Annotated in this window: 26 protein-coding genes, 1 tRNA gene and 1 other annotated feature; of the genes, 12 read left to right on the top strand and 15 right to left on the bottom strand. The window is 41.7% G+C overall.

The annotated features are described in order from the left end of the window. Positions 1-10 precede the first annotated feature (10 nt). Both GJB62_RS13570 and GJB62_RS13565 read left to right on the top strand, forming a co-directional pair. A complete protein-coding gene (locus tag GJB62_RS13570; RefSeq protein WP_114081417.1) occupies positions 11-874 on the top strand; it encodes a TauD/TfdA family dioxygenase in 864 nt (287 codons plus the stop codon). A gap of 518 nt (positions 875-1392) precedes the next feature. Then, complete coding sequence (locus tag GJB62_RS13565; RefSeq protein ID WP_114081418.1) at positions 1393-2481, top strand: sulfonate ABC transporter substrate-binding protein; 1089 nt, start codon at positions 1393-1395, stop codon at positions 2479-2481. Between the two features lie 322 nt (positions 2482-2803). Here GJB62_RS13565 and GJB62_RS13560 read toward each other — a convergent pair whose 3' ends face one another. Continuing rightward, entirely contained in the window at positions 2804-3031 is a 228-nt protein-coding gene (locus GJB62_RS13560) for a helix-turn-helix transcriptional regulator (RefSeq protein ID WP_114081419.1), read from the bottom strand. Between the two features lie 170 nt (positions 3032-3201). On the opposite strand from GJB62_RS13560, the gene GJB62_RS13555 reads away from it, so the two are divergent. Together GJB62_RS13555 and GJB62_RS13550 are read left to right on the top strand one after the other, a co-directional pair. Continuing rightward, positions 3202-3486 (top strand): hypothetical protein, encoded by a 285-nt coding sequence (locus GJB62_RS13555; protein WP_114081420.1) that lies wholly within the window; start codon positions 3202-3204, stop codon positions 3484-3486. A 263-nt stretch (positions 3487-3749) separates the two neighbouring features. After that, positions 3750-5948, top strand: coding sequence for a CHASE2 domain-containing serine/threonine-protein kinase (locus GJB62_RS13550; protein ID WP_114081500.1), 2199 nt, complete (start codon positions 3750-3752; stop codon positions 5946-5948). A 28-nt stretch (positions 5949-5976) separates the two neighbouring features. Here the strand turns inward: GJB62_RS13550 and GJB62_RS13545 are convergent, their stop codons facing one another. Both GJB62_RS13545 and GJB62_RS13540 read right to left on the bottom strand, forming a co-directional pair. Then, the gene (locus GJB62_RS13545) at positions 5977-6663 is read right to left on the bottom strand and encodes a Uma2 family endonuclease (protein ID WP_114081421.1); all 687 of its coding nucleotides are present in this window, start codon (positions 6661-6663) and stop codon (positions 5977-5979) included. A gap of 185 nt (positions 6664-6848) precedes the next feature. After that, positions 6849-7484, bottom strand: a complete 636-nt coding sequence (locus GJB62_RS13540) for a transaldolase family protein (protein ID WP_114081422.1) — start codon at positions 7482-7484, stop codon at positions 6849-6851. 39 nt (positions 7485-7523) lie between these two features. Between GJB62_RS13540 and GJB62_RS13535 the strand changes: the two genes are divergently transcribed. The 4 genes from GJB62_RS13535 to GJB62_RS13520 all read left to right on the top strand — a co-directional run bounded on the left by GJB62_RS13535 (position 7524) and on the right by GJB62_RS13520 (position 11647). After that, on the top strand, positions 7524-7997 hold the full coding sequence (locus GJB62_RS13535) for a hypothetical protein (RefSeq protein WP_114081423.1): 474 nt from the start codon (positions 7524-7526) through the stop codon (positions 7995-7997). A gap of 9 nt (positions 7998-8006) precedes the next feature. After that, on the top strand, positions 8007-8450 hold the full coding sequence (locus tag GJB62_RS13530) for a hypothetical protein (RefSeq protein ID WP_114081424.1): 444 nt from the start codon (positions 8007-8009) through the stop codon (positions 8448-8450). Between the two features lie 95 nt (positions 8451-8545). Further along, positions 8546-11071: a sigma 54-interacting transcriptional regulator gene (locus tag GJB62_RS13525; RefSeq protein WP_114081425.1), complete on the top strand. Its 2526-nt coding sequence runs from the start codon at positions 8546-8548 to the stop codon at positions 11069-11071. A 237-nt stretch (positions 11072-11308) separates the two neighbouring features. After that, entirely contained in the window at positions 11309-11647 is a 339-nt protein-coding gene (locus GJB62_RS13520) for a hypothetical protein (protein ID WP_114081426.1), read from the top strand. On the opposite strand, the gene GJB62_RS13515 is transcribed toward GJB62_RS13520, so the two are convergent. The 3 genes from GJB62_RS13515 to thrS all read right to left on the bottom strand — a co-directional run bounded on the left by GJB62_RS13515 (position 11633) and on the right by thrS (position 15491). Continuing rightward, a complete protein-coding gene (locus tag GJB62_RS13515) occupies positions 11633-12478 on the bottom strand; it encodes a DUF4351 domain-containing protein (RefSeq protein WP_114081427.1) in 846 nt (281 codons plus the stop codon). The two genes, GJB62_RS13520 and GJB62_RS13515, sit on opposite strands and share 15 nt — an antisense overlap. Before the next feature lie 335 nt (positions 12479-12813). Further along, positions 12814-13281 (bottom strand): hypothetical protein, encoded by a 468-nt coding sequence (locus GJB62_RS13510; RefSeq protein ID WP_245246158.1) that lies wholly within the window; start codon positions 13279-13281, stop codon positions 12814-12816. A 374-nt stretch (positions 13282-13655) separates the two neighbouring features. Further along, positions 13656-15491: a threonine--tRNA ligase gene (gene thrS / locus GJB62_RS13505; RefSeq protein ID WP_114081428.1), complete on the bottom strand. Its 1836-nt coding sequence runs from the start codon at positions 15489-15491 to the stop codon at positions 13656-13658. A gap of 455 nt (positions 15492-15946) precedes the next feature. On the opposite strand from thrS, the gene GJB62_RS13500 reads away from it, so the two are divergent. Then, the gene (locus GJB62_RS13500) at positions 15947-16264 is read left to right on the top strand and encodes a DUF2605 domain-containing protein (protein WP_012412097.1); all 318 of its coding nucleotides are present in this window, start codon (positions 15947-15949) and stop codon (positions 16262-16264) included. A gap of 300 nt (positions 16265-16564) precedes the next feature. Continuing rightward, positions 16565-16894: a DUF2973 domain-containing protein gene (locus GJB62_RS13495; protein ID WP_114081429.1), complete on the top strand. Its 330-nt coding sequence runs from the start codon at positions 16565-16567 to the stop codon at positions 16892-16894. A gap of 254 nt (positions 16895-17148) precedes the next feature. Here GJB62_RS13495 and rplL read toward each other — a convergent pair whose 3' ends face one another. The 8 genes from rplL to rplS all read right to left on the bottom strand — a co-directional run bounded on the left by rplL (position 17149) and on the right by rplS (position 21640). Beyond that, on the bottom strand, positions 17149-17541 hold the full coding sequence (gene rplL, locus GJB62_RS13490) for a 50S ribosomal protein L7/L12 (protein ID WP_012412095.1): 393 nt from the start codon (positions 17539-17541) through the stop codon (positions 17149-17151). A 93-nt stretch (positions 17542-17634) separates the two neighbouring features. Further along, positions 17635-18249 carry a 50S ribosomal protein L10 gene (gene rplJ, locus GJB62_RS13485; RefSeq protein WP_114081430.1) on the bottom strand — a complete coding sequence of 205 codons (615 nt, stop codon included), beginning with the start codon at positions 18247-18249 and terminating at the stop codon, positions 17635-17637. Between the two features lie 65 nt (positions 18250-18314). Continuing rightward, positions 18315-18484, bottom strand: a sequence feature (ribosomal protein L10 leader region). 55 nt (positions 18485-18539) lie between these two features. Next, positions 18540-19253: a 50S ribosomal protein L1 gene (gene rplA, locus GJB62_RS13480; RefSeq protein ID WP_012412093.1), complete on the bottom strand. Its 714-nt coding sequence runs from the start codon at positions 19251-19253 to the stop codon at positions 18540-18542. Positions 19254-19371: 118 nt separating this feature from the next. Then, positions 19372-19797, bottom strand: coding sequence for a 50S ribosomal protein L11 (gene rplK / locus GJB62_RS13475; RefSeq protein ID WP_012412092.1), 426 nt, complete (start codon positions 19795-19797; stop codon positions 19372-19374). 6 nt (positions 19798-19803) lie between these two features. After that, complete coding sequence (nusG, locus tag GJB62_RS13470) at positions 19804-20445, bottom strand: transcription termination/antitermination protein NusG (RefSeq protein WP_012412091.1); 642 nt, start codon at positions 20443-20445, stop codon at positions 19804-19806. Next, entirely contained in the window at positions 20445-20666 is a 222-nt protein-coding gene (gene secE, locus GJB62_RS13465) for a preprotein translocase subunit SecE (RefSeq protein ID WP_012412090.1), read from the bottom strand. Before secE ends, nusG begins: the two co-directional genes overlap by 1 nt. A gap of 392 nt (positions 20667-21058) precedes the next feature. Next, positions 21059-21131, bottom strand: a tRNA-Trp gene (locus GJB62_RS13460). A gap of 146 nt (positions 21132-21277) precedes the next feature. Further along, entirely contained in the window at positions 21278-21640 is a 363-nt protein-coding gene (gene rplS / locus GJB62_RS13455; RefSeq protein ID WP_114081431.1) for a 50S ribosomal protein L19, read from the bottom strand. Positions 21641-21800: 160 nt separating this feature from the next. Here rplS and GJB62_RS13450 point away from each other — a divergent pair, with 160 nt between their 5' ends. Then, positions 21801-22745: a glycosyltransferase family 2 protein gene (locus tag GJB62_RS13450; RefSeq protein WP_114081432.1), complete on the top strand. Its 945-nt coding sequence runs from the start codon at positions 21801-21803 to the stop codon at positions 22743-22745. Positions 22746-23057: 312 nt separating this feature from the next. Here GJB62_RS13450 and GJB62_RS13445 read toward each other — a convergent pair whose 3' ends face one another. After that, entirely contained in the window at positions 23058-23249 is a 192-nt protein-coding gene (locus GJB62_RS13445) for a hypothetical protein (RefSeq protein ID WP_114081433.1), read from the bottom strand. A gap of 223 nt (positions 23250-23472) precedes the next feature. On the opposite strand from GJB62_RS13445, the gene GJB62_RS13440 reads away from it, so the two are divergent. Continuing rightward, positions 23473-24489 carry a potassium channel protein gene (locus GJB62_RS13440; protein WP_114081434.1) on the top strand — a complete coding sequence of 339 codons (1017 nt, stop codon included), beginning with the start codon at positions 23473-23475 and terminating at the stop codon, positions 24487-24489. The last annotated feature ends 19 nt before the right edge of the window (positions 24490-24508 follow it).

Genomic DNA, 24508 nt, shown 5'->3' with positions numbered 1-24508 from the left:
GGAGAATATTATGCCTACCTCGACTTTGACAAAAGTTAAAATAAGTCCTATCGATGCTCCTTTGGGGGCGATAGTTACCGATCTTGATGCCAGTCAAGCGATCGCACCTGAAGTTATATTACAACTTAAGGAAGCTTTACGCGATCGCCATATATTGATCTTCAAAAACCAAAAGCTCTCTGATAACCAGCTTTTGAACTTTGCTTTATACTTTGGCGCACTCTTTATACCATCTGATGAAACTCCAGTATTAGCTTCTAAACCGGGAGAAACCCCGGTGGTGATTTCGATTTCTAATGTCGATGGCGGCTATACCGGTACTGGAGAACTAACTTTCCATTCTGACCACAAATGGACTCCCACCCCATCTAGTGGTTCGCTTCTTTATGCTTTGGAAATACCAACTCATGGTGGAAATACTTATTGGTTAAATACAAATTTGGCCTATGAGGCATTAGATGAAACCACCAAAGAACGGATTGCAGATTTACAGCTAATTACCTACAACCCATTCTTACAAGACCGGAATGCACCGCGTCCTTTATATCGTTTAGATAAGAATATTCCTTTAATAAGCCCTGTTTTTCCCCATCCTTTAGTTAGGACACATCCAGAGAGTGGTAAAAAGCATCTTTACTTAGATGCAGCGACAGAAGTTGAAATTGTCGGGTTAGAACCAGAAGAAGGTTATAAATTGATTGAACAGTTGCGTCAGCATCTAAATCAACCCAAATTCTACTACCAACACAAATGGTCTGTAGGTGATATTGTCTACTGGGATAATCAAGCTACCTTGCATTACCGTCAAGCATTTGATCCAAATGAGCGACGGGTTTTGAAACGAGTTAGTCTTGCAGGTAGCCGTCCTTTTTAGGTTTTATTATCTAGACAGATATAACGCCTTAAAAAACTGAAATCTACTTTTAACAATGGGGTGGTAGTCATCCACCCTCGTTCCTAAATAAGACAATAAAAAACACTTAGATTATCATAAGAAATCTATATATTAATCCGCCTTTATTCTGAGACTTTCTAGTCTTAACAATAATTGCAAATAATCATTTTTGAATTGTGCAGATTTTTATAAATCAAATATAAACTCTATTTAATCTTGGTTCTTAAAATAAATATTGCTCAAAGCACACTCACAAAAATAAATTTACAAAAAACCTTCTTGTCTCTGCTAGGTAGTGTTTATTAACACTTTATTCAAAGAGCAAATACGATAATATATAAATCAATACAGTTCAATCAAGCAATTTTTTCCTTCTCTTTCTTCTCTCTGTGTACTCTGCGCCTCTGCGGTTAATTAAAAAAATGACTTTGACAAAGAGCGCTAACCATAACTGAAGCGTATTGAGATATCAACTGTATTTAATAAGCGTCGTAAAAATGTTGAGCAATACTGTAATAAAAACTTCACCAATTATCAGAAGATTTGCATTGTTGGTAATGCCTGGCTTTTTGGCTTTATCTACCACATTAATTAGTTGTACATCGCCCAATGGAAATACAAATAGTGCAACCGAACCAAAAGCAGATCCAGCCGCAACAAAAACCATTGCTTTGAAAACAAAAGTTCTACGAATGGGTTATCAAAGCTCTGGTGACTTAGTTAGAGTGAGAGGAGTTTTAGAAAAACGTTTAGAACCTTTGGGTGTTAAAGTTGAGTGGGCACAATTTGCCCAAGGGCCGCAATTAATGGAAGCGATGAATGTCGGCAAAATTGATGTCGGTTCAGTTGGAGAAACCCCTCCTATTTTTGCCCAAGCTGCTGGTGCAAGAATTGTCTATCTTGCTGGTAGACGAATTACTGCTACTTCCGGTAAAGGGAGTGCAATTGTAGTTCCTAAAGGTTCTCCAATTAAGAGTTTAGTGCAAATTAAAGGACAAAAAGTAGTCTTTCAAAAAGGTTCAGCTTCTCACTATTTCATTATCAAAGCTTTAGAAGAAGTTGGCTTAAAATATAGTGATATTCAAGTATTAAGTATGCCCAATGTCGAAGCTCGTGGTGCATTTATTCAGGGCACTATTCCTGTTTGGGTAACAGGCGATCCTCATTTAGCTTTGGTAGAAAAACTCCACGGTGCGCGGGTGTTGAGAGATGCGACAAATATCGGTACTCCAGGCGGATACTATGTAGGAACACGGGAGTTCGCTAAAGAAAATCCCGAATTACTTCGGATTATCTTGGAAGAGATTGATAAAAATGGTCAATGGGCAGAAACAAATCGTCAAGAAGTAGCCAAACTCATAGCACCTGTACTTAAAATTGATTTACCCATTCAAGAAATAATTTCTGGACGCGCTAATTATCGATTAAAAGGAATTACCCCAGAATTGATGAAAGCTCAACAAAGTGTTGCCGATTTATTTTATAACGAAAAAATTCTTCCCAAAAAGATTGATGTTCAGGAAGCACTGCTGACATCCAAAGAATATGCAGCTATTACTCCACCAACATTGATCAGTGAAAAATAGAAACTAATTCAGATATGATACCTAGAACACCAATTCAATAATTTTGGAAGGACTTCTCTTCCAACCCTTCTCTTCGGTGTACACATATCTCTGTGTACACCAGAGCATTTTAGGGAGCATTACACACCTAAAGTCTAAAGCGACATCACATAGAGCCAGGTTTATTCAGCTATTAAGTTAGCGATCGCTTCTACTAATTTACCTTGCTCTAATGATTTGGCAAGATGCCTGCGAAATCAAGCTGAAAGTACTTGCTTGGCATTAATTTTTCACGAATGGGTAGTACTTCATCTATGATGCTACTGTGTTACATTTGCCATTATTAAAAATATTTCGTTAAAAGTGCCTCACCAGGTTCTCCCATCTGGTATAATAGCTTTTCAATTTGTTTCATAGCGAGTGGCGAAGGTCGTGTTCGTCCATTTTCCCATCGATTTACAGTGTGGAATGAAACTCCTAACATCGTTGACAGTTTTACCTGTGATAGTTTGAGGCACTGCCGAGTCTCACGAACCAACAGTGCAATGCTTGGCTGTTTGATTGCAGGCATAGGCTAAATATATTTTTTTACAAGATATTGCAATATAGCAGATGCTATAACTCTGAATGCACCTATCTATGGTTATAAAGGTTGTAATTTGATGGTTATGTACTACATCAACTATCATGCAAGCTATTTAAGCTATTAATAGAGTTGTTTCAATCTAGGAAATAGAAAATATGAGAGTTTGGCTTGCTTGCTTTTTAGTGCTGTTTGCTTTGGCGGAATTCTTTGACTGGTTGCAAGAATTTAATTTGCCACTACCTATCTATATTTTGGGTGGCGCTTTTTTAGCTGTTGCTTCTAACTATGATAAGATTATTGGCTCCTATTTTGACGATCCAAGTATCGAAGCATCGCTCGAACAACCCCGGTTAGATTCACTAACACCATCTACTAATCCTGTTTCTTTCTCTATTGCCAGTGCTGTTGAAGATACTCCTACATCTCAAACAGATGATTAGTGCCATTGCGCGACTCCGATGGCGAGCAATGGGAGAGAATAAGAGCGAACTAGCGTCATAGCCTGTCGTAGACATCGCTTATTTCTATAGTTGATGCTGCGCGTCAGCTTGCTTTAAGAGTAGAAATACGCCAAGGTTTCTCACCAACAAGTAAATTGCTACATTAATAGAGAAGCTCAGGTTAATTAGCTTTTAACCTAGAGTCCGAAAATTAACTTTTGCGCCTGCAACATCTACCCAATTCAGGCTACTGCCGCAACGCTGTGATTAGTGGACTATTAAAAAAAATCCGTGTCCCTTTTATCAAAGTTCAGGATTCCCGTGAAACTTCCAAGAACAAAAGCTGGTTGCAGATTATTTTATTTACCAGTGTGGGAGTCACCGTCTTTATCTGGGGAATTCGGGAACTCAAATGGTTACAGCCTTGGGAGTTAAGAGTTTATGATGAAATGTTGCGATCGCGTCCAGCACAAGCACCTGATCGGCGGATTTTGCTAGTAAAAATCACTGACGACGATCTTAAACGAGAGAAATGGGCTTTATCAGATCGGACAATCAATCAGCTATTAAAAAAAATCGAGTCTTATCAACCGCGAATTGTTGGTTTATATCTTTTCCAACCAGAAAACAACAATTTGGCAATTAATTTTCAAAATCAAGATAACATTGTCAGCACTTGTTTTTTCAGCAGTTTGGGTAGAGATGAAATTCCGCCACCGCCTAATTTTCCTATAGATAATGTTGGGTTTAGCGATGTCGTTTCTGACAATGAAAACGACCAAATTCTCCGTCGTAGTTTGTTATTTGCTTACTCTACAGACAATAAATGTACAACATCATTTGCTTTTGGGGCGCTAATAGCGATTAATTATCTAGAGAAACAAGGTATTGAATACAAGTTTACTAATAAAAAAGAATTACAGTTAGGTAAAAGCCTATTCCCGCGTTTACAACCTAATTCCGGTAGCTATCAACATCTGGATACAGATGGCTATCAAATATTATTAAATTATCGTCACCCTAACAGTCTTGCCGATCAAGTAACCCTCACGCAAGTCCTCAGTGGTCAAGTCAATTCCAGTTTATTCAAAGACCGTCTTGTAATTATTGGCACTACTGCGGCTAATTTACCTCCAGGCGGATTTTATACACCCTACAGCACCTTGCCAGATCAACCAGCCAGAATGCCTGCTCTGTTTATTCATGCACAGATAGCAAGTCAACTCATCAGTACAGTGTTGGATGGGCGACCTTTAATTTGGTATTGGCCCGACTGGGTAGAATTTATTTGGATGTGGGGCTGGTCGCTTTTAGGTGGAATTATCGTATGGCGATGGCAAAATCCCTTGCTGTTGCTAGCGGTGGGAGGAACAACTCTACTTGGGTTAGTAGGAATCTGCATTGGTGTGTTTTTGCAAGCTGGATGGGTGCCTTTAATTCCCTCTGCTCTTACTTTGGTTGTTAGTAGTATTTGTGCGATCGCTTATACTAGCTACCAAAATCAGCGACAAACTCAGGTGATTATTCTGCAAGTTGAAAAACAACAAGAAGCGATCGCACAATTAAATGTACTCTTAGAAGACAAAACCGCAATTCCCGATTCGTCTCTTGGTTTTCCTCTCCCAGTTGATTCACCAGAAATAAAATCAGGTAATTTGCTTTTGGGTGGACGCTACAAAATTTCTCAAGTTCTTGGTTCAGGTGGATTTGGTCGCACTTATTTAGCACAGGATACTCAACGACCGGGTAATCCTACTTGTGTAGTTAAAAAGTTAATGCCAGCCCGTCAAGATACACGATTTTTGCAAGTTGCTCGCAGATTGTTTCATAGTGAAGCTGAAATATTAGAATCTTTGGGTAAACATCATCAGATTCCCGAACTACTTGCTTATTTTGAAGATGACCAAGAATTCTATTTAATTCAACAATATATCGAAGGACATACTTTAAGTGAAGAATTACCACCTGTGCAGGATGTGCAAAGCGAATCATTTGTCATAGAGATGTTCAAACAAGTTTTAGAAGTTCTAGAATTTGTTCACCAGCATCGAGTAATTCATCGTGATATCAAACCAACTAATATTATTAGATGCGCTCAAGATAATCGGCTGGTATTGATTGATTTTGGTGCAGTCAAATTGATGCAACCGCCGACTAATGAGCAAACAGAATTAGCCACAGTAGCCATTGGGACACGGGGTTATGCACCTCCAGAACAATTTGCAGGCCATCCCCGTCTATGTAGTGACATTTACGCTTTAGGAATGATTGGTATTCAAGCAATAACTGGAATACCACCGCAAGAACTCCACCCAGATCCAGAAACGGGGAATGTGATGTGGCGGCAAACAGTGCCAGTCAGCGAAGAACTGGCGGGTATTTTAGATAAAATGGTTTGCTATCATTTTAGCGATCGCTATCAATCAGCCGCCGCAGTTTTACAAGATTTAAAACGTATGTAGCTCTAGCAAGCATCCCAAGGTAGGAATTTTAACTCTCATTCGCCAATTTCCGTCGTAATTCCCGAATTGCGGCGCTAGTATTACGGTCGTAGGCAATTTTTAAACACTCTGTGACTACCTCTGACACATTGATGTTAGGGAAATAACGGCTACTGCTTTCAACTGTGTAGCGTAGACGCGTTCGCGGAGCGTCTCGCAGAGAAGCGGCTTGTCGTGAGACATCACCTTGCAATGTGTAAATTACAAGCTGGTTCTTCCTGAACAACCAAACTTCTGGTACTCGATAAGGCAGGTAGTCATTCACATCTGTGTAGCTGGTGATGTCTATCTCCACCACCAAATCGGGTGATGGATCAACGCCCCAATTGATGCGGTTTTTACCTGCAATCGCCTGCCAGTTTTCAATATAAAAACAGTAGTCTGGTTCTATACCACTTTCCTGTGGTAGTTCCATTGTGATTGGGGTAAATGCCTCGTATTCTCGCCCCAGATGGTCGAGCAAAACTTTTACTACATCTGCAATTACACTGACTTTACGCCCATGTTCTGGTAGTGGTGCCATCAAGAGAATTTCTCCATCTCGATACTTGATACGAGGCGAAGAGCGATCGCCTAGTTGTTTATTCAGTGCTTGATAATCTTGCCAACTTCCGGGTAGGCGTACTACTGCGCCTGGGGGCAAATGGATTGTATCGGGTGTGACAACAGCGAACATAGAGCTTATACCTCCACTTCAACTGTAATACTTTACTAATCAATTGCTACGACTAAAAAATACAGCAGCGACAATAATTAAACCTAAAAGTACCAAGGGAACCCAGAGATTAGGGATATCTGACAAACTCATATTTAATTACGAATTACGTTAGCGAGTATTCGAGCGTCATTACGAATTACGAATTATCTTAAACCAATGCCTCCTTTAGCGAATTCTTCAACAGTTTTCTGTGAAAACTCATGAGTTGCGATCGCTTGCAACATTGCCAATGGTAAAGTCAAATGATCCGCCCCGGCTTGCAACGATGCGGCTGCTTCTTCTGGAGATTTGATACTAGCTGCTAAGATTTTCGTATCACTGCCTTTGAGGACGCTAGCCATATCCCGCACTAAGGCAATACCGTCACCTAATAACCGCGTAGCCCGATTTACATAAGCTATAGCAATTTTAGCTCCCGCCTCCCGTGCTATTGCTGCTTGTGCTGCACTGTAAATTGCTGTCACCGAACAGGTAATTTCTGGTGATAGACTCGCCACCACTTCAAAACCTAACGGTGTTGCGGGAATCTTCAAAATTGTTTGTGAACCAATAATCTCGAAAGCTTTTCTACCTTCAGCTAGCATCCCAGCTTTATCAGATGCCACAAGTTGATAGTATAAAGGGCCAGAAGTCAAGGCAACCAAATTTTTGAGCGTGGTTTCTGGTGGAGTATCGCTTTGAGACAACAGCGTGGGATTGGTTGTAATGCCTTTCACCCATCCCCAAAGCTTAACAACTTCGGCTTCAGATGCGATCGCTGAGTCTAGATATAGTGCCATAATTTTCCTGAATCGATTGTTAAAATTAATTTATCAGATGTGCAACTTAAACTTTCTTACGTACCAAAATATTCTGCACTATTTCCTAGCCCTTGGCATACTATTGATTCAGGACTGCCATCAGGAGGTAGTTCAGGAGCAGAATATTTTGCGAATCTATATCCCGAAGATATTCCTAGTTATATTCGACGTAATGAACTTTTCTTTGATGGCAAGAAGTGGAGATATAAAACACCTCACAAAAAAGTGTTTACACCTAATGGTGAGTATAACTTTGTAGTGCAGAGAGTCCAGATATATATAGCAAGGCAAAAATTTAGTTTCGGAAGTCATATTGATATTGCAAGAGGTAACAACGTTGCCTTTGCAGGTCAAATTCGCTTTGGTCATAATAAAAACAATAAAGGTCAAATTAAATATTGGAATAATGCTTCTGGTCACTACAAACCATCAGCTAATTCAGCAGGTAACGCTGGTTTGCCATTAAACCTTTTCATACCTTATGGATTTTGACAATAACTTATGAATGATCGTGTTCAACAATTAATACAGACTAGTACTTATAGATCCTTAACTTCTCAGGAGGAAAAGGTAATTTTAGATTATCTGAAATCAATACCTGAAGTTGCAGTATATGAAATTATCAAGAGCATGGTTGAACAAAAAAGCCTGGTTACTATTGTAATAGCAAAGAAGGTCTTGCATACAAGAGATTATGTCACAAAAATGTTTAGCTATGGAGTTTTAGAATCCAATGCTCAAACTATTAAATTATGGTTAGATTTTGCAATTCCTAAGCTGGGATTTAAGTCAGTAGTAAAATTAATTGAAGATTTAAATAATGATAGTAATAGGTTAATGGAGAAAGCTATCTATTGGCTTCCTCTGTTTATCTCTGAAAATGAAACAAGGTCTTGGAACTTACTGGAGAAGTTAAAGGAAAAGCTAAAGTGTAGTCCGATCTGAACTTGATTCAGAATTCAGAATTCAGAATTTTAAATTCTTGACTCAGCTTCAAGGGATAATTCTGGTTATACAGCAGCCTACACGGAGAACTTAGGATGACATCTCCAGAAACGGTTATATGGCTACAGGAACGCACCACTTTAGGAATTCTCTCGCCTGAAGTGTTAAATGCGATCGCACAAGTAATTGAAGAACAAGTTGTAAGTGCCGAAACTGACTTAGTTAGCGAAGGCACTCCTCCAGAAGCCCTCTATATTCTCGTCGAAGGTCAACTCGACAGCAATACTACCAATGAAACTAATCCAGCCTTAGCTTGTGGGTTCCTCCCTGGTGCAGTGATTCACCTCAAAGAATTGCTGTTGGAAGAATTAACTCCATTGACAATTACTACCGTAACTGAATGTCATTTGTGGGTTGTACCTGCTGCTAAATTTCGGGCTTTAGCCACCCAATATCCCGAAATTGCTCAGGCTTTTTCTCGCCAATTGGTTCAAGAATTAGCTCAGGTAACATCTGCACTTGGCTATGAACAAGAACGTTCTGTAGCTTTGCGTCCATACTTAGTTACCAAAGCCCAACGCGGAATTGTCGGTACAAGTCGCTATGCTGTGCGCCTGCGGGAGCAAATTCGAGAAGCTGCTGCTGATCGCAAATCAGTAGATATTTTCGGTGAACCAGGGTTAGAAAAAGACAATATAGCAGCACTTATCCACTTTGGTTCTCCAAAACGGCGAGAACCAATCATTAAAGTAAATTGCGGTATTCTGCAAACTAGCGGCGCAGACTTATTTGGTCGCGCTGGCGGTAAACCAGGACTATTAGAATGGTTGGGAGAAGGTACTTTAGTTCTCAATAACATCCAAGAACTACCCGAAGAATTATTACCTCCGGTGACGCAGTTGCTCAAAACTGGTATGTATACCCCCGTCAGTCGTTCTGGAGAAACAGTAGCCCAACCTCGTCCCAGTAAAGCCAGAATTCTGATTGTTTCCGAAAAAACTCAGCCGACAATTGAACGTTCCGTTGGTCACATTATTAAAGTACCACCGCTACGGGTGCGGAAAGCTGATATTCAGGCACAGGTCGAATATTATACCAGTCTCTACATTCGCTCTAGAGGCGTTCCGAAACCGCATATTACCCCAGAAGCTTTACGTCGCCTCCAGTCTTATGATTTTCCTGGGAACCTCAAGGAACTGAAAAATCTGGTTGAAAGAGCGATCGTGCAAGCTGAGGGTACTGATGAATTAACAGAAGAAATTTTCTGGCCAGCCGAAACAAAGAAAAAACGATTTCGAGTAAATCTGTTAAATGCCTATCCTAGTTTGCGGCGGTTTTTGCGTAGTCCTTGGTGGCCCGATCGCATTAACTATGGTTTTACTGCAACGGTTTTTGCAATCATCGTTGCGGTGTTATTTATTGGGCCACAAACCCGCGATCGCAATTTCGTATTAAATCTATTTTGGGCTTGGTGGTGGCCATTCTTCTTATTTCTCTTTCCCTTTTTGGGACGCATCTGGTGTTCTGTTTGTCCCTTCATGATTTACGGCGAAATTACCCAAAAGTTATCTCTCTGGCTGTGGCCACGACAACTCAAACGCTGGCCGAGACAGCAAGCTGAGAAATGGGGCGGATGGTTCATGTTTGGTTTATTCACCCTAATTTTCTTATGGGAAGAACTCTGGCATTTAGAAAATACCGCTTACCTTAGCGCTTGTTTGCTGCTGTTAATTACCGCCGGGGCGATGATTTTTTCTGCCATTTTTGAGCGGCGGTTTTGGTGTCGTTATCTCTGCCCCATTGGTGGGATGAATGGTTTATTTGCCAAACTCTCAATGACGGAACTCCGCGCCCAGCAAGGTATTTGTTCTGCCAGTTGCACTACCTATCAGTGTTATAAAGGTGGGCCGCAAAAGGGCGAAGGGATGGAAACTAATGGATGTCCTTTATACTCCCACCCCGCGCAGTTAGAAGATAACCGAGATTGCGTACTGTGCATGACTTGCCTGAAAGCCTGTCCCCATCGTTCCGTTGAATTCAACTTGCGTCCCCCTGGAATTGAATTGTGGACAACTCATGTACCCCGCACTTATGAAGTAGCATTATTGTTTTTGCTGTTGGGTGGGATATATCTGCATCGCTTGCCAGAATTGCAATCTTGGTTGGGGTTACAATTGGATTTAACTCAGTTTTGGCAGCACTTCGGATTATCGCTGCTAGTGTTAATTATCCCAGCGATCTTTACCTTTGGGGTTTATCGTTTGCTGAAATTGTTGAACTTTAACCGAAAGCCAAAATCATTTGTAGAGCTTGCTTATGGCTATTTACCATTGGTGTTGGGCGGAAACTTGGCTCACTATTTGCGTTTGGGCTTAGGCGAAGGCGGACAGATTTTGCCTGTTACCTTTGCTACTCTTGGTTTGGGTGGAGAACAATTGCCAATATTGGTTGCTCACCCAGCTGTGATTGCCTTTTTGCAAGGTACAACGATAATTTTCTCAGTGTTGATGACTATGTTATTAACGCAAAAAATTGCCAAGCAACCAGTGAAATCGCTCCTTGGGCAACATTTAGCCGCGATCGCTTTGGGAGCTAGTTTGTGGGCAATTATCGTGTTTTAGCAATCGCTCCTTTGTATGCCATTCCACTCTGATCTTAACTCCCCTTCCCTTGTAGGGAAGGGGCTGGGGGTTAGGTCTGTATTCTGACTAGAAAACCACTATATTCCACCAAGAAGTCTCTAATCACTTAGACTAAGTGCAAAAAGTGAGTTAAAAACATTCTTCTTCCCTACGAACGTGATAGAAAATACTTATATGATTTATGATTTTTGATTCATAGTGTAAGGATTACAGATAATGCATGTTCTAAAAAGATCCATCAAACCAGCACCTTATATATCATTCCTCCACATCTACCAAACTACTTGGGGGACAGCTGGTGATATTTGTTTAATCCGTGAATCGATTGCTGAAGAAAGTACAGCGAAGTTTATCGGTCACAAAGTCCAACTAGTAGTTCCAAAGGGGCTAGAGCGCGATCGCATCGCCAACTGTCCAATAATTAAGGTTGCAGGTAATGTCGGCGACGGACATCCTAAAGAGCATCCGTTGGAATGGGAAGCTTATGAAGGTGTAAGTGAAGAAATAGCTTTAGCGGCTCTCAAACCTTGGGGATTCAAGTTAATTGAACTCTAATGTAGCAAACCAGGCTTCTAAATCCGCGATCGCCTGAAAATCCAATAATGCTTCACCGAGATTTTCTAATTGTTCTAAGGAGAGAGTTTCAATCCGGTTTAGCATATCTTGGGGTAATTCTCCCACCCGTCGAGTAAGTTGACGGAGAATGAGCAATTGCCCTTCTGCTTTTCGTCCTCGTTGTTCGCCTCGTTGTTCACCTTCAGCGAGAATTTCTTGATAAATCACTGACTCGCGCATCATACCCTCCCGAAATAGTTGTCGAATCAAGTCTTGATTGTATTTTAACCCCGCTAAGATTTGGGTGTAAGCAGAAATTTCTGGTCGTTGTCTTGGCTCAAGTTGGCTAACTTTTCCCACAACTTGTTGCAACAAAGCTTGGGGTTGCGTGGTTGCGGCCAGTGGTGCTAATGGTAACAAAGCTGGATCGTTGAGGAATAGTTCGGGATTTTCTTCCCATAAGCGAATCACGCGATATTCGTGACGGGTAGTTTCCACACAGAAGACAGTTTCAATTACTGTTTCTGGTGAAGGGGGAAGCAATAATACGACAACTTGCGTTATTGGTAGACGATACAAACGATACAAGCGCACCCAATAATCTAGCATCCGCAAGGGTAGGGGTGGCGTAGATTCTAGTTTGGTTTGAAATTCCAGATGGAGAATGCGTCCTTGTAATTGTAAAAATGTGACATAATCAGCGCGAATTGGTTCAATGCTCAATTCGGTTTTGAGGACTTTGACGGAAGTTTGCGGTGTTCCTAATACCCAACTGGCAAAGGTAGCAGGATGTTTTTCGGACAGGAGTTTGCAGAGGTTATCAAAGGACATTGACGATCGCTAACAAGTGAACGAGGTATTTGAACTCCATTAATGAGTTTTTGAACTGGATGAATCCACCTCTCAACTCCGTTAATGAGTCTTGGTTGAGGGTAAATTCTTCATTTAATAAAAATCTGACTTTTCACATCATCATATAGAAAAGCTAACGCTAAACCTAAACCCTGAGTAAGCTTTCTTGCTAGGGAATGGAAGCGAGGTTTTCTAGGTAAGAGTGAAAAGTCAGATATGGCAATGAGTGGAAAAAGAGATCGTGTCTGTCCTACCGCCAAGTAGAATCAATGCTCAGTTCACTTGGAAGTAAGCTTAATAGATAGGCACAGGGATTAATAACGACCCCAGTTGCGATCGCGCTCATAGCGAAAGTTATTATCACGAATGTTACGAAGGTTATTGTCGCGGTCATATCGGCGATCGTTATCGCGGTTAAAGCGGCGATCGTTATCGCGATTAAAGCGGCGATCGTTATCACGGTTAAAACGGCGATCATTATCGCGGTCAAAGCGGCGATCATTATCGCGGTCATATCGGCGGTTATAGCGGCGATCGTTGTTGCGGTCATAACGGCGATCGTTGTCACGAATGTTGCGAAGGTCGTTCTGGCGGTCATAATCACCATTTCTGTAGTGACGACTATGACGTTCGTAGTTACCATCATTGTTGTCTCGATAGCCGTAGCTATCAGACTCAGCAACATAAGACGCTGGTGTATTAGCCTCAGCTTTTGGAGAAATAGCCAAAGCTGATGCAGATGCTATCAAGCCAGCCAGCAAAATAGAGGTAAAGCGGTTCATAATGTTAGTCAAAAATTATTGACATTAATTTATGCAAGTCTAGTCTGTTTAGGAAGAGCAGATTCCACAAGTCTTTAAATCTATGCTATCAGTCTTGAATAAATCAGAAAGTTTTCTTGGGTGCGGTGATTGAGAAAACTTTTGTTGTCTGTAATACTTTTTGAACTTCCAAATCCCATGAAAAGTTAAAATTAAAATGAGTATTTGAACTGGATGAATCCACCTTTTATCTCCATCAACGAGAAAATTAGGGTTTCAGCCTACAAGTAGAACGCGATCGCACCTTACCAAAACCTACCAGCTAGCTAATGCTCCAATCCACAAAAAAAACGCACACCAATTATAATTAGTGTGCGTCTGCGGTTAAATTTTATTTAGAAATTCTCGAACTTAGCGATCGCATCCTTCATCTTATCCACCACCTCATCAACAGCGATAACTCCCAATTCCCCAGAGGCGCGGGTACGGATACTCAAGGTGTTGGTTTCAACTTCCTTGGCTCCCACCACTGCCATCACGGGTATTTTTTCTTTCTCTGCATTGCGAATTTGTTTACCCAAGCGATCGCCACTGGTATCAACTTCTGCACGGATGCCCAAGGCTCTCATCTTCGCCACCACATCTTTAGCAAAGTCTAGCTGTGTATCACCCACGGGTAGTAATCTAGCTTGCACTGGCGCTAACCACAAAGGAAAATCGCCCGCATATTCTTCAATTAAGATTCCAATCAACCTTTCAAGTGAACCAAAAGGCGCACGGTGAATCATCACTGGACGTTTGCGAACCCCATCTTCAGCGACGTATTCCAACTCAAAGCGTTCTGGTAAATTGTAATCTACCTGCACTGTTCCTAATTGCCACTCCCGATCCAGGGCATCACTAAAGATAAAGTCAAGTTTTGGCCCATAAAATGCGGCTTCTCCAATCCCTTCAAAGTGTTCCATCCCCAAGGTTTCAACTGCACGGCGAATCGCACCTTCGGCTTTGTCCCAAACTTCATCAGAACCAATATACTTATCGCTAGCAGGATCGCGGAAACTGAGTCTAGCTTTAAAGTTCTTCAGTTGCAGCTTATTGAACACCGACAAAATCAAATCCACCACACTGAGGAATTCGCTATCTAGCTGTTCTGGAGTAACGAACAGGTGAGAATCATCTACAGTAAAACCACGCACCCGCGTTAAACCGCCCAATTCGCCTGATTGTTCGTAGCGGTAAACAGTACCAAATTCCGCCAGGCGCATTGGTAGTTCTCGATAAGAGCGTAACTCACTCTTATATATTTGGATATGGAAGGGGCAGTTCATTGGCTTCATAACGAAGCCCTGTTCCTGTGCAGCAGCTTCCTGATCATCTGCCATTAAGGGGAACATATCTTCTTTATATTTCTGCCAATGTCCAGAGGTTTTAAATAAATCTACTCTGGCAATGTGAGGTGTTACTACAGATAAGTAACCCCGTTTTAATTGTTCTTGCTTGAGGAAGTCTTCTAAGGTACTCCGTAACAAAGTACCCTTTGGTGTCCACAAAGGTAAACCCGGCCCTACTAAATCAGAGAATATAAATAATCCCAGTTCTTTGCCAAGTTTCCGATGATCTCGGCGTAGTGCTTCTTCTTTACGCCGCTTATATTCAGCCAGTTGTTCTGGACTTTCCCAAGCGGTGGCGTAGATGCGCTGTAATTGGGCTTTAGTTTCATCCCCACGCCAATAAGCGCCCGCAACACTTTCTAATTCAATTGCTTTCGGGTTTAATTCACTGATATTTTCCAGATGAGGCCCCGCGCACAAATCCCACCATTCATTCCCCAGGTGGTAAATGGTGATTGGTTCCTGTTTGATATCTCCCAGAATTTCTAGCTTGTAAGGTTCGTTAATTTCCTGAATCCGGCGTGCGGCTTCTTCGCGGCTGACTTCTTCTCGAATTACTGGCAATTTGCGATTGATAATCTTCGCCATCTCTTTTTTGATGGCTTTGAGATCATTTTCGCTAAATGGTTCTGGACTGTCGAAGTCATAGTAAAAACCGTTTTCTATCCAAGGGCCGATTGTAACTTGCGCCTTGGGAAACAGCTTTTGTACCGCCATTGCCATTACATGGGAAGCAGTGTGACGAATCTTTTTTAAGTTCTCCGATTCGCTGGTACGTGGTAAATAGATTTTTTCAACTTGTTCTGACTGTTGTGATTGATTTGATGAATTTGGCGACATTGGCTGCTGAACCGTTGGCGAAGTGATTACAAAAGGTGATTTATCTGAATCTGTAGGCTTACTCAACTATAGCGACTTTGGTTTTTGCCAGTTCAGCTTTATCTTCCAACTACCGAATTAATTTTCGCCAGGGATAAAGATAAATTTTTGATCGGGTATCTGAGTATTAAATTCAGGATTCCAGGCGTAGGCGTAGCCCGTCGTAGACATCGCTAAATTATCTTATGAATTGCAACTCGGTGTCAGCTACCCCTCCCATTCGATATATATATATATACGGTCTCTCCAAAGGAACTGTACAGACCCATTAGCAAGACTATATAATAAAATCTGTACTATTTGTTACATTTATTTTACATTTACCGAAATTAGTAGATTAGAATAAATAAAAAGAATATTAAGAAACGTAAATAACGTTAATATTAGTAAGAAAGTTGGAAAAATCCTTCTTATTTATGTCAGACTCAAATTTACCAGGGACTGAGTTGCTGAAAACGGTTTTAGAACCACTGCTAGAAGATTTTCAGCATTGGTTTACGCGATCGCGCCATTTACTCGAAACTGAGCAGCTATCATTTATGAGTGACCAAGAACAATCTGATTTGCTCTTACGTGTTAAACAAGCGCAAGAAGAACTAAGTACGGCCAAAATGCTATTTGCTGCTACCGATAAACAAGTCGGAATTGATATGGCAACGTTAATGCCTTGGCATCAATTAGTAACAGAATGCTGGAATGTTGCAATGCGCTTTCGTCAAGAGCGTGAAGTCTAAATAGATGGGAGCATCTGTTAAATTTCCGCAGACTATTTAGCTAATGTCTAACGACAAGATGCTAAACCAGTCATCAAAGAGATAGTACAAAAAGCTTAACAATTTCTTAACATTATTTGGATTAACAAGATAATGTATCCTATGCTACCGTAAGTGAAATAACGGTTGACAAATAGCTTCATATAAATGTAAGCGCACAAAAGTGCGTCAAATAGTCATCTTAACTGTGAGTCACAGTGTCGGCGAAACAAAGCGTTACAAAATAAAGTTTTAAAAATTGTTGTTCTGGAGGAAAATCTAATGTTACACCTGCTTTACATTCTTGCTTTTACAATCCTTGCATTTATGGCTGTTGGCAACTTAATTCGTAACCTGATCATGTTCAGTTTTGATCGCGAGCGAACTTACCCAACGAATTCCTCACCAATGAATAATCAAGGTAAATACGGTTATTATTCATCAAAAAAACAGTTTGTACCCCATCCAGAGTTATTAGATAGTGCGGGTAACTTAATTAAAGAGCCGCTTTTGGTAATGCGTTCGATTAACGTTGAAGATGCGCGTCAACATCTAGATGCACTTTACGAAGCATCCCCAGGACGTAAGAGTGAAAACTCAGAAGAAGTATAAAATTTAGGACTTAGGAGTTTGGGTGTAAATTATGATTGTTTTACATCCTTAACCCTTCTTTGAATAGAAATTTATTACCATCCTTGAATGTGAAGCGCGATCGCATCAATCGCCTGTTAAGTTAACATTATCTTGTCCACTTGGCAGATTTTTAACGATTTTTCGTTTACAATTCTGACTCCTGAATTCTGTCTCGATAAAAAAGGAGCCTGACTCAGACTCCCTTAATGTAAAAATTGCTAATAGAATTGTGACTACTTGATAGTCACCTTACCGCCAGCTTCTTCGATGCGCTTCTTAGCATCTTCAGCAGCATCCTTAGCAATGCCTTCCTTAACTGCCTTGGGAGCAGCTTCTACCAAGTCTTTTGCTTCTTTCAGACCCAAACCGGTCAATTCCCGGACAATCTTCAGCACAGCAATCTTCTTATCAGCTGGGACTGAATCGAGAATCACTTCAAACTCGGTTTGCTCAACAGCCTCTTCAGCCGGAGCCGCACCACCAGGGCCAGCCATCATCATCATACCGCCAACAGGTGCAGCAGCACTTACGCCAAAAGCTTCTTCAATTTGCTTGACTAGCTCAGAAGCTTCCAGCAAAGAAAGGGTTTTTAGTTGTTCTAAAATTTGATCGGTTGCAGCAGACATTGATATAACTCCTGTAATTTTGATTATTTATTTGTCAGGGGTCATTAGTCTTTAACTATAGACTTTTGACTCTTGACTGATGAACCACAAAGTTTATTCAGCAGCAGGTTCAGTACTGCTATTATCTTCAGTAGCGGTTTCAGCGCTGCTATCTTGTACAGCAGCAGTTTCGGTGCTACCACCACTTTGTTCTTGGTCGGCCACAGCCTTCAAAGCACGAGCCAGTGAGCCAGGAACTTCGTTGATACCCACAGCAATCTTGGTAGCCAAGGCGTTGATAGCCCCAGCAATTTGCGCGATGAGTTGTTCCTTAGATGGCAAGTCTCCCAGTACCTTGACATCAGGTTCTTTGAGTAGGCGACCTTCTAGGACACCACCACGAAGTTCTGTTTTCTTGGTAACTTTTTGGAATTCTTGGTATGCCTTAATTGCCGATGAAAAATCATCTTTTACTAGCAAAAAGGCGGAAGAACCATTTAGTAATTCCGACAAAGGCTGCCATTTCTCATCACCTTCAATGGCAATGCCCATCAGGGTATTCTTCGTCACCTTACAAACAGTGCCACTAGGACGTAGCCGCCGCCGTAAATCTGTGATTTCCGAAACTGTTAGCCCCTGATAGTCAATTACCAGTGCCAGAGTTGACTCACTCAAAGTTTCTTTGAGGTCAGCTACTATTTCTTTTTTATTTTCTAGTGTTCTACCCATTCCAATCTCACCTCCTTAAAATAATCGGGGAAGTGCCCTACTTGTATGTTTCTTTTAAACCTGAAAACCCAAACAACAAACCCCGGCTAGTATTAGCCGGGGTTGAGTATTAAGACTCGTGATGCCATAGTTATCACGCCTTTAGGGGTGGTAATTTTGACAATTAGAGTTTTAACCTCGGCAGGGTATTTAAGCTATTAGCACCTGCTGTCTCCGGCTTTGCCTATTCGATTTTATGATTAGTCATTTGTCCTTTGTTTTTGTCTTTACAAATGACTAATGACTAAAAATTAACCTACTTCGCTCAGTTTTAAATCTCGTAGGGCGGTGACATCAATTTTAATTGATGGCCCCATTGTGGCTGACACATAAAATGTGCGCCAATAACGACCTTTAGCTCCTGAAGGACGGTTACGGTCAATCGTCTCCTGCAATGCCTTCAGGTTGACTAATAAATCTTCAGGCGAGAAGGTTGTCTTACCAAACATAACATGAACGATACCAGTTCTGTCAGCTCGGAATTCTAATTTACCAGCTTTGAATTCTGCGATCGCACTTGCTATATCAAATGTTACGGTTCCACCTTTGGGCGATGGCATCAAACCACGGGGGCCTAGCAACTTACCTAACTTTGCCACCTGTGGCATCACATCTGGTGTGGCAATCAGCTTGTCAAAATCCATTCTACCTTTCTGGATTTCGTCAATCAGTTCTTCTGACCCGACTATATCAGCCCCAGCGTTGCTGGCTTCGTTTACCTTTTCGCCTCTGGCTATCACTGCCACCCGAACAATTTGTCCTGTACCTTTAGGCAGTGCTACCGTTGTCCGCAACTGTTGGTCTGTATATTTGGGGTCAATTCCTAACCGGATATGCGCTTCCGCAGCTTCAACAAATTTAGCTGTTGCTGTGTCTTTGAGAAGGGCTAAAGCTTCTAAAGGATGATAATCCTTATCTTCTACTTTTGCTTGCAGCGTCTGCAAACGACGCGATATTTTTGCCATTTTTTTCTCCTGGGGTAATTCCGAAGCCTCGCCTCTCCCCCGATAATTTTTTTATGAGTCCTTTGTCATCTGTCCTTTGTCATTTCATATTTTTTTACTAATGACCAATGACCAATGACTAATCTTTGACTGTTATACCCATATTCTTAGCCGTCCCTGCCACAATCTTCATTGCCGCGTCGATGTCGTTGGCATTGAGGTCGGGGAGTTTCGTTTGGGCTATTTCTTGCAACTGGGCTTTAGTAATTGACCCAACCTTCTTTTTGTTGGGTTCATTTGAGCCTTTTTCAACTTTCGCCGCCTTCCGAATCAGCACTGATGCTGGTGGCGTTTTGAGTACAAATGTAAAACTCCGGTCTTCAAAAACCGAAATTTCTACAGGTATCACCATTCCAGCTTGGTCTGCTGTTTTGGCGTTGTACTCCTTGCAGAACATCATGATGTTAACACCATGTTGACCCAAGGCGGGCCCAACTGGTGGTGCTGGGTTGGCTTTTCCAGCATTCAGGGCCAGTTTAATGACCGCCACTACTTTCTTCGCCATTTGTATTTAACTCTGTTTCTCTACCTGATTAAATTCCAATTCTACTGGTGTATCCCTGCCGAAAATTGAGAGCAAGGCTTTAAGTTTACTCCGTTCTGGAGACACTTCAATTACCTCGCCTTCAAAGTCTTTAAATGGACCAGAAAGCACCATTATCTTATCACCAGTAGCCATGTCAATTTTGACAACAGCTTCTTGTTCGCTGGTTTGTTTGAATATACGTTCAACTTCCGAAGAACTCAGTGGTATGGGGTGGACATGACCGCGACCCTTGCTGCTACCACGTTTTTGTTCTGAACCAACAAAGTTAATTACATGAGAGGTGTTTCGTACCACCTGCCAGGTATCATCATCCATCATCATCCGCACCAGCACATAGCCAGGAAAAACTTTTTCTTCTGTATGCTGGCGACTGCCATCTTTGCGGATTTTCACCGCTGGCGTTTGCGGAATTTCTACCTGGATAATTTTGTCAGCTACATCAAAAGTTTGAATGCGTTGCTCCAAGTTAGTCTTTACACGCTTTTCACAGCCTGAAGCTACTTGTACAGCATACCAGCGTGCTTCTTTTGACGCTGCTTCTGCTGTTTCTCCTGTTTCCTCCGACTGCAACGTGGAGTTGCGAGGTTCGTCTGTTGCAAAAGTCATCAGAACACCTGTTTTGCTGCCCAACCAAACAATCCATCGACCAAGTATATCAAAGATGCGGAGAGTGCCACCATCAACAACACAGCAGCGGATTCGCTCACTATTTGCTTCCGACTGGGCCAAACTACTTTGTCAAGTTCTTCTTTGGTTCCCTGTATGAAGTTGCCTAAGCTAAAACCATTTGTGTTTTCTGGCAATTCTGCTTCACTTTTTTTGGCCACGACCCTTTATCCCCCCGTTTCTTACTCAATTTTGGATTTTGGATTTTGGATTTTGGATTTTAGATTTACCATGCGCTTTAAGGCAAAGGTACTTAACTTCAGATTCTGGGTTGTGCATTTATTTTGATTTTTTGTCAGTCCCTTCGGGTTCAGCAGTCACTCATGGGGGAAAACCCCTTAGCGAAGCGTTTCGTAGAGAAGACCGGGCTGCTTCACCAAAATCTAAAATTTAAAATCTAAAATTTGTTCTTCCAGTTTTGCAGTTTCGACTCTATTTTACTTAATTGAAAGCAAAACAACTGCAAATACAATAAGTTTACCCGAAATTATTATCACTAACTGCTAATGTAGCAGCTGCGTAATTATTTCGGGCTTTATTTTTTGCTCTTGAGCGCGCCCTGGAGGACTTGAACCCCCGACATCAGGTTTTGGAGACCTGCGTTCTACCAACTGAACTAAGAGCGCACAAGCTGTTTTGTATTCACTTATTGCGCTGAACTAAATTTTAGTTTAACGCAACACGCGATCTCTATCATACTTCAATTTGGTTGAGAAAACAAGTTAGCGGCAGATGCCGCTTGAGATTTCTCCCACAATGAAAGAAGCACGAATCACAAAGGGCGGTCAAACCGTTGCTTAATCCGGGTTGCCTTACCTACGCGATCGCGGAGATAATACAGTTTAGCACGGCGGACTTTACCACGACGTAATACCTTGATGCTATCAATCCGGGGAGAATGCAACAGAAATACGCGCTCAACGCCTACACCTTGAAAAACCTTACGGACTGTAATAGTTTCGTTGATGCCACCATTGCGTTTGGCAATCACTACTCCTTCGTAGGGTTGTACCCGGTATTTTTCGCCTTCTTTAATTTTCACTCCTACTTTTACGGTGTCGCCCACAAAAATGTCGGGCAAATTTGATTTTAGCTGTTCCGCTTCAATGGAGCGGATAATCTCTTGAGCGCTCATAGTCTTTCTGTCTGCTTAAAAAAAAACCCACGATCATCAATCATAAATCGATAATCCTATTTCAGTCTACTTCTACTTATTGGAGATTGATAATTTTACTGAGACAAGACTCGGTAGATCGAAGCTATATTGCAAAATGCTGTACCACAGGTGTAAATCTATGAAATTTAGCGTCGTCATCAGTACCTATAATCGCTTGAACTTGCTGCAAAGAGCAATTGAGTCGGCTCGGAACCAAACCATTGAGTGTGAGGTGGTTGTTGCCGATGACTGTTCTTCTGATGATACCCAAACATATCTCAAAAGCTTAGGGGACAAGGTTGTTTACCATCGGAATGAAGTGAACCTTGGTCATGCAGCAACGGTAAATGCTGGAGTTGCCAAAGCTAGCGGCGACTGGATTAAGTTTTTAGATGATGACGATTATTTAGCTCCCAACTGCATAGAAGAGATGGCTAAGGCGATCGCACTTCATCCCGATGCTGTAATCTGCTCTTGTGTCGCGGCTCAGGTAGATGGCAATGAAGTTGAACTCAGTCGCACCCCGCAAGTTGGCCCTGGTTTAGCTTTTTATATCCCCCAAGCCGATATTCATTACGGTATGCTCTTAGAGCTTGTACCCTTTGGCACACCTGTACAAGTGGCTTGCCGACGTGATGCTTTTGTGCAAACTGGTGGTTGGGATTCCACACTTGATGCTAACTGTGATGACATCGATTCGTGGATTAGGATTGCTCAGTTTGGTGATGCTATTTTCTTTAACCAGTGTCTTGCGTACCGAACTATTTGGCCCGGTGCATATAATCAAAAGTTTTCTTTGTCTCGGCGGTTGGCGACAAATATTTTGATGAAAGAAAAAATTTATGCCTTGGTAAATGAGCAACATCGCTCAAAGATTCCCGGCTTTCAAGATATAAAAAATTACCTGAAACTCCATTGGATTTTAGTATCACTGAAGCAAAAAAACCTCAAGAGCTTTTTTTCAATTATAGATCCATCTATATTTTCTCCTAAGTCTTGGAAGTTTTTGCTCACTGCTGCCTCATCACGTCGCTCTCAGGGAAACAATTCTGAAGTTCGTAAACTTGTATTGATTGATTCGTAAGGGACTACAAAAAATAAATTATTCAAAATTATTTGTAAATTTGTAGGGGTACAAAGCCTTGCGCCCCAATACTTTTCAGTTAAGGGGGGAGGAACGCGAAAAAGTGAGATCATCGTGAAAAGAGCAGGGGGAGTGAAGAGAAAATTTTAGTATTTTTTTACGAGCCTTATAGCCCAATACGCTTGGGTTAAGAGCTACTGGCAAAAATTTTGGGTTTTCGAGACGCGATAAATCGCCGTCTCTACAAGTGTTTTGGTCTTATCTGAACTGTATTGCCTCATAGCCCTAAAAGACCATTTATAAAGTAAATCTTTAGACGGCTGAACGGCTTAACATAATACGAGTCATAACGGCATAAACGGCATATATGGCAGCTTCGCTCATTTCCGGAAAACGTTCGTAATCCTTATCTGCACCGAGAACACTAAATACACCGAGATAACAATCCCAATCTCGACGAGAGAGTAGCTTTTGCAATACTACGTTAAACCTGATTATCTGCATATCTGCCCAAATAGGCTTCTAGGGATTAGAGCTTCATGTAAAGTTAAAGATGAATATTTTTAAGTATTAGGAGTCTTGAGTTTGGATAAATTGTAGTTTAAATGTACTAAAAAAGACTAATGCTATAAAGTTAGTAGAAAACTAGAAAAAGTAGGCTAAAAGTACTATTGTTACGTCATTCTCAACACTTGAGCAAAAATATCAACGTATCCAAAAGGAGTTAATGGCCGGGGCGATCGCTCTTGGCGGTGTTTTCCTCATTGGCACTTCGTGGTACTCATTAGTTGAGGGCTGGTCATGGGAAGATGCAGCTTACATGACAGTCATCACTTTAGCTACTGTGGGATACGGAGAGACTCACCCACTGGGTAGCCGAGGAAGATTGTTTACAATTGCCCTGATTTTGTTGGGTGTAGTCAATATTGGTTACATTGTCAACAGATTTACAGAAGCGATCATTCAAGGCTACTTTCAAGAAGGAATTCGGCTACAGCAACAGAGGCGGTTAATGGAATCCCTAACAGAACACTACATCATTTGTGGATTTAGCCGCACTGGTCGTCAAATTGCCAAGGAATTTCGGGCAGAAGACGCACCTTTTGTAGTGATTGATGCTGACATGGAATCTGTACAAAGGGCGCAGACTGAAGGTTACACGGCATATCAAGGTGACGCTACCCTAGATGACACACTTCTGAAAGTTGGTATTGAACGGGCAATATGTATTGTTGCAGCCCTGCCTTCCGATGCCGAAAATTTATACATAGTTTTATCAGCTAAAACACTGAATTCGGGAATTCGGGTGATTGCCCGCGCAAGTACAGAAGAAGCTTTGCAGAAGTTACGACGCGGTGGTGCAGATGAAGTGATATCCCCCTATATTACTGGTGGGAAGCGCATGGCTGCTGCGGCACTCAGACCCCAGGTTTTGGACTTTGTAGACGGGATTTTGACAGGTGCAGACCGTCAGTTGTATATGGAAGAATTTTTACTCGACCCGGCTTTCTGTCCTTTTGTCGGTCAAAGTTTGCAAAAGGCGAGATTGCGATCGCAATCTGGGGCATTAGTTCTGGCAATTCGCCGCGTTGATGGGACTCTTATCGGTGGTCCCACTGGCGATACAGTCTTAATGTCAGGCGATCGGCTGATTGGTATGGGTACAGCAGAACAGTTGCGTAGCCTTAACCAAATTCTTGGCCCGATTAATTCCAAGGAACTGCGGCGACCGAAAAATAGTTGATTTTATTTTTCCTTAATTA

The sequence above is a fragment of the Nostoc sp. ATCC 53789 genome, assembly GCF_009873495.1.
Lineage (GTDB): Bacteria > Cyanobacteriota > Cyanobacteriia > Cyanobacteriales > Nostocaceae > Nostoc > Nostoc muscorum_A.
Note: the sequence above shows the minus strand (reverse complement) of the source record. Positions and strands in the feature narration are given on the sequence as shown.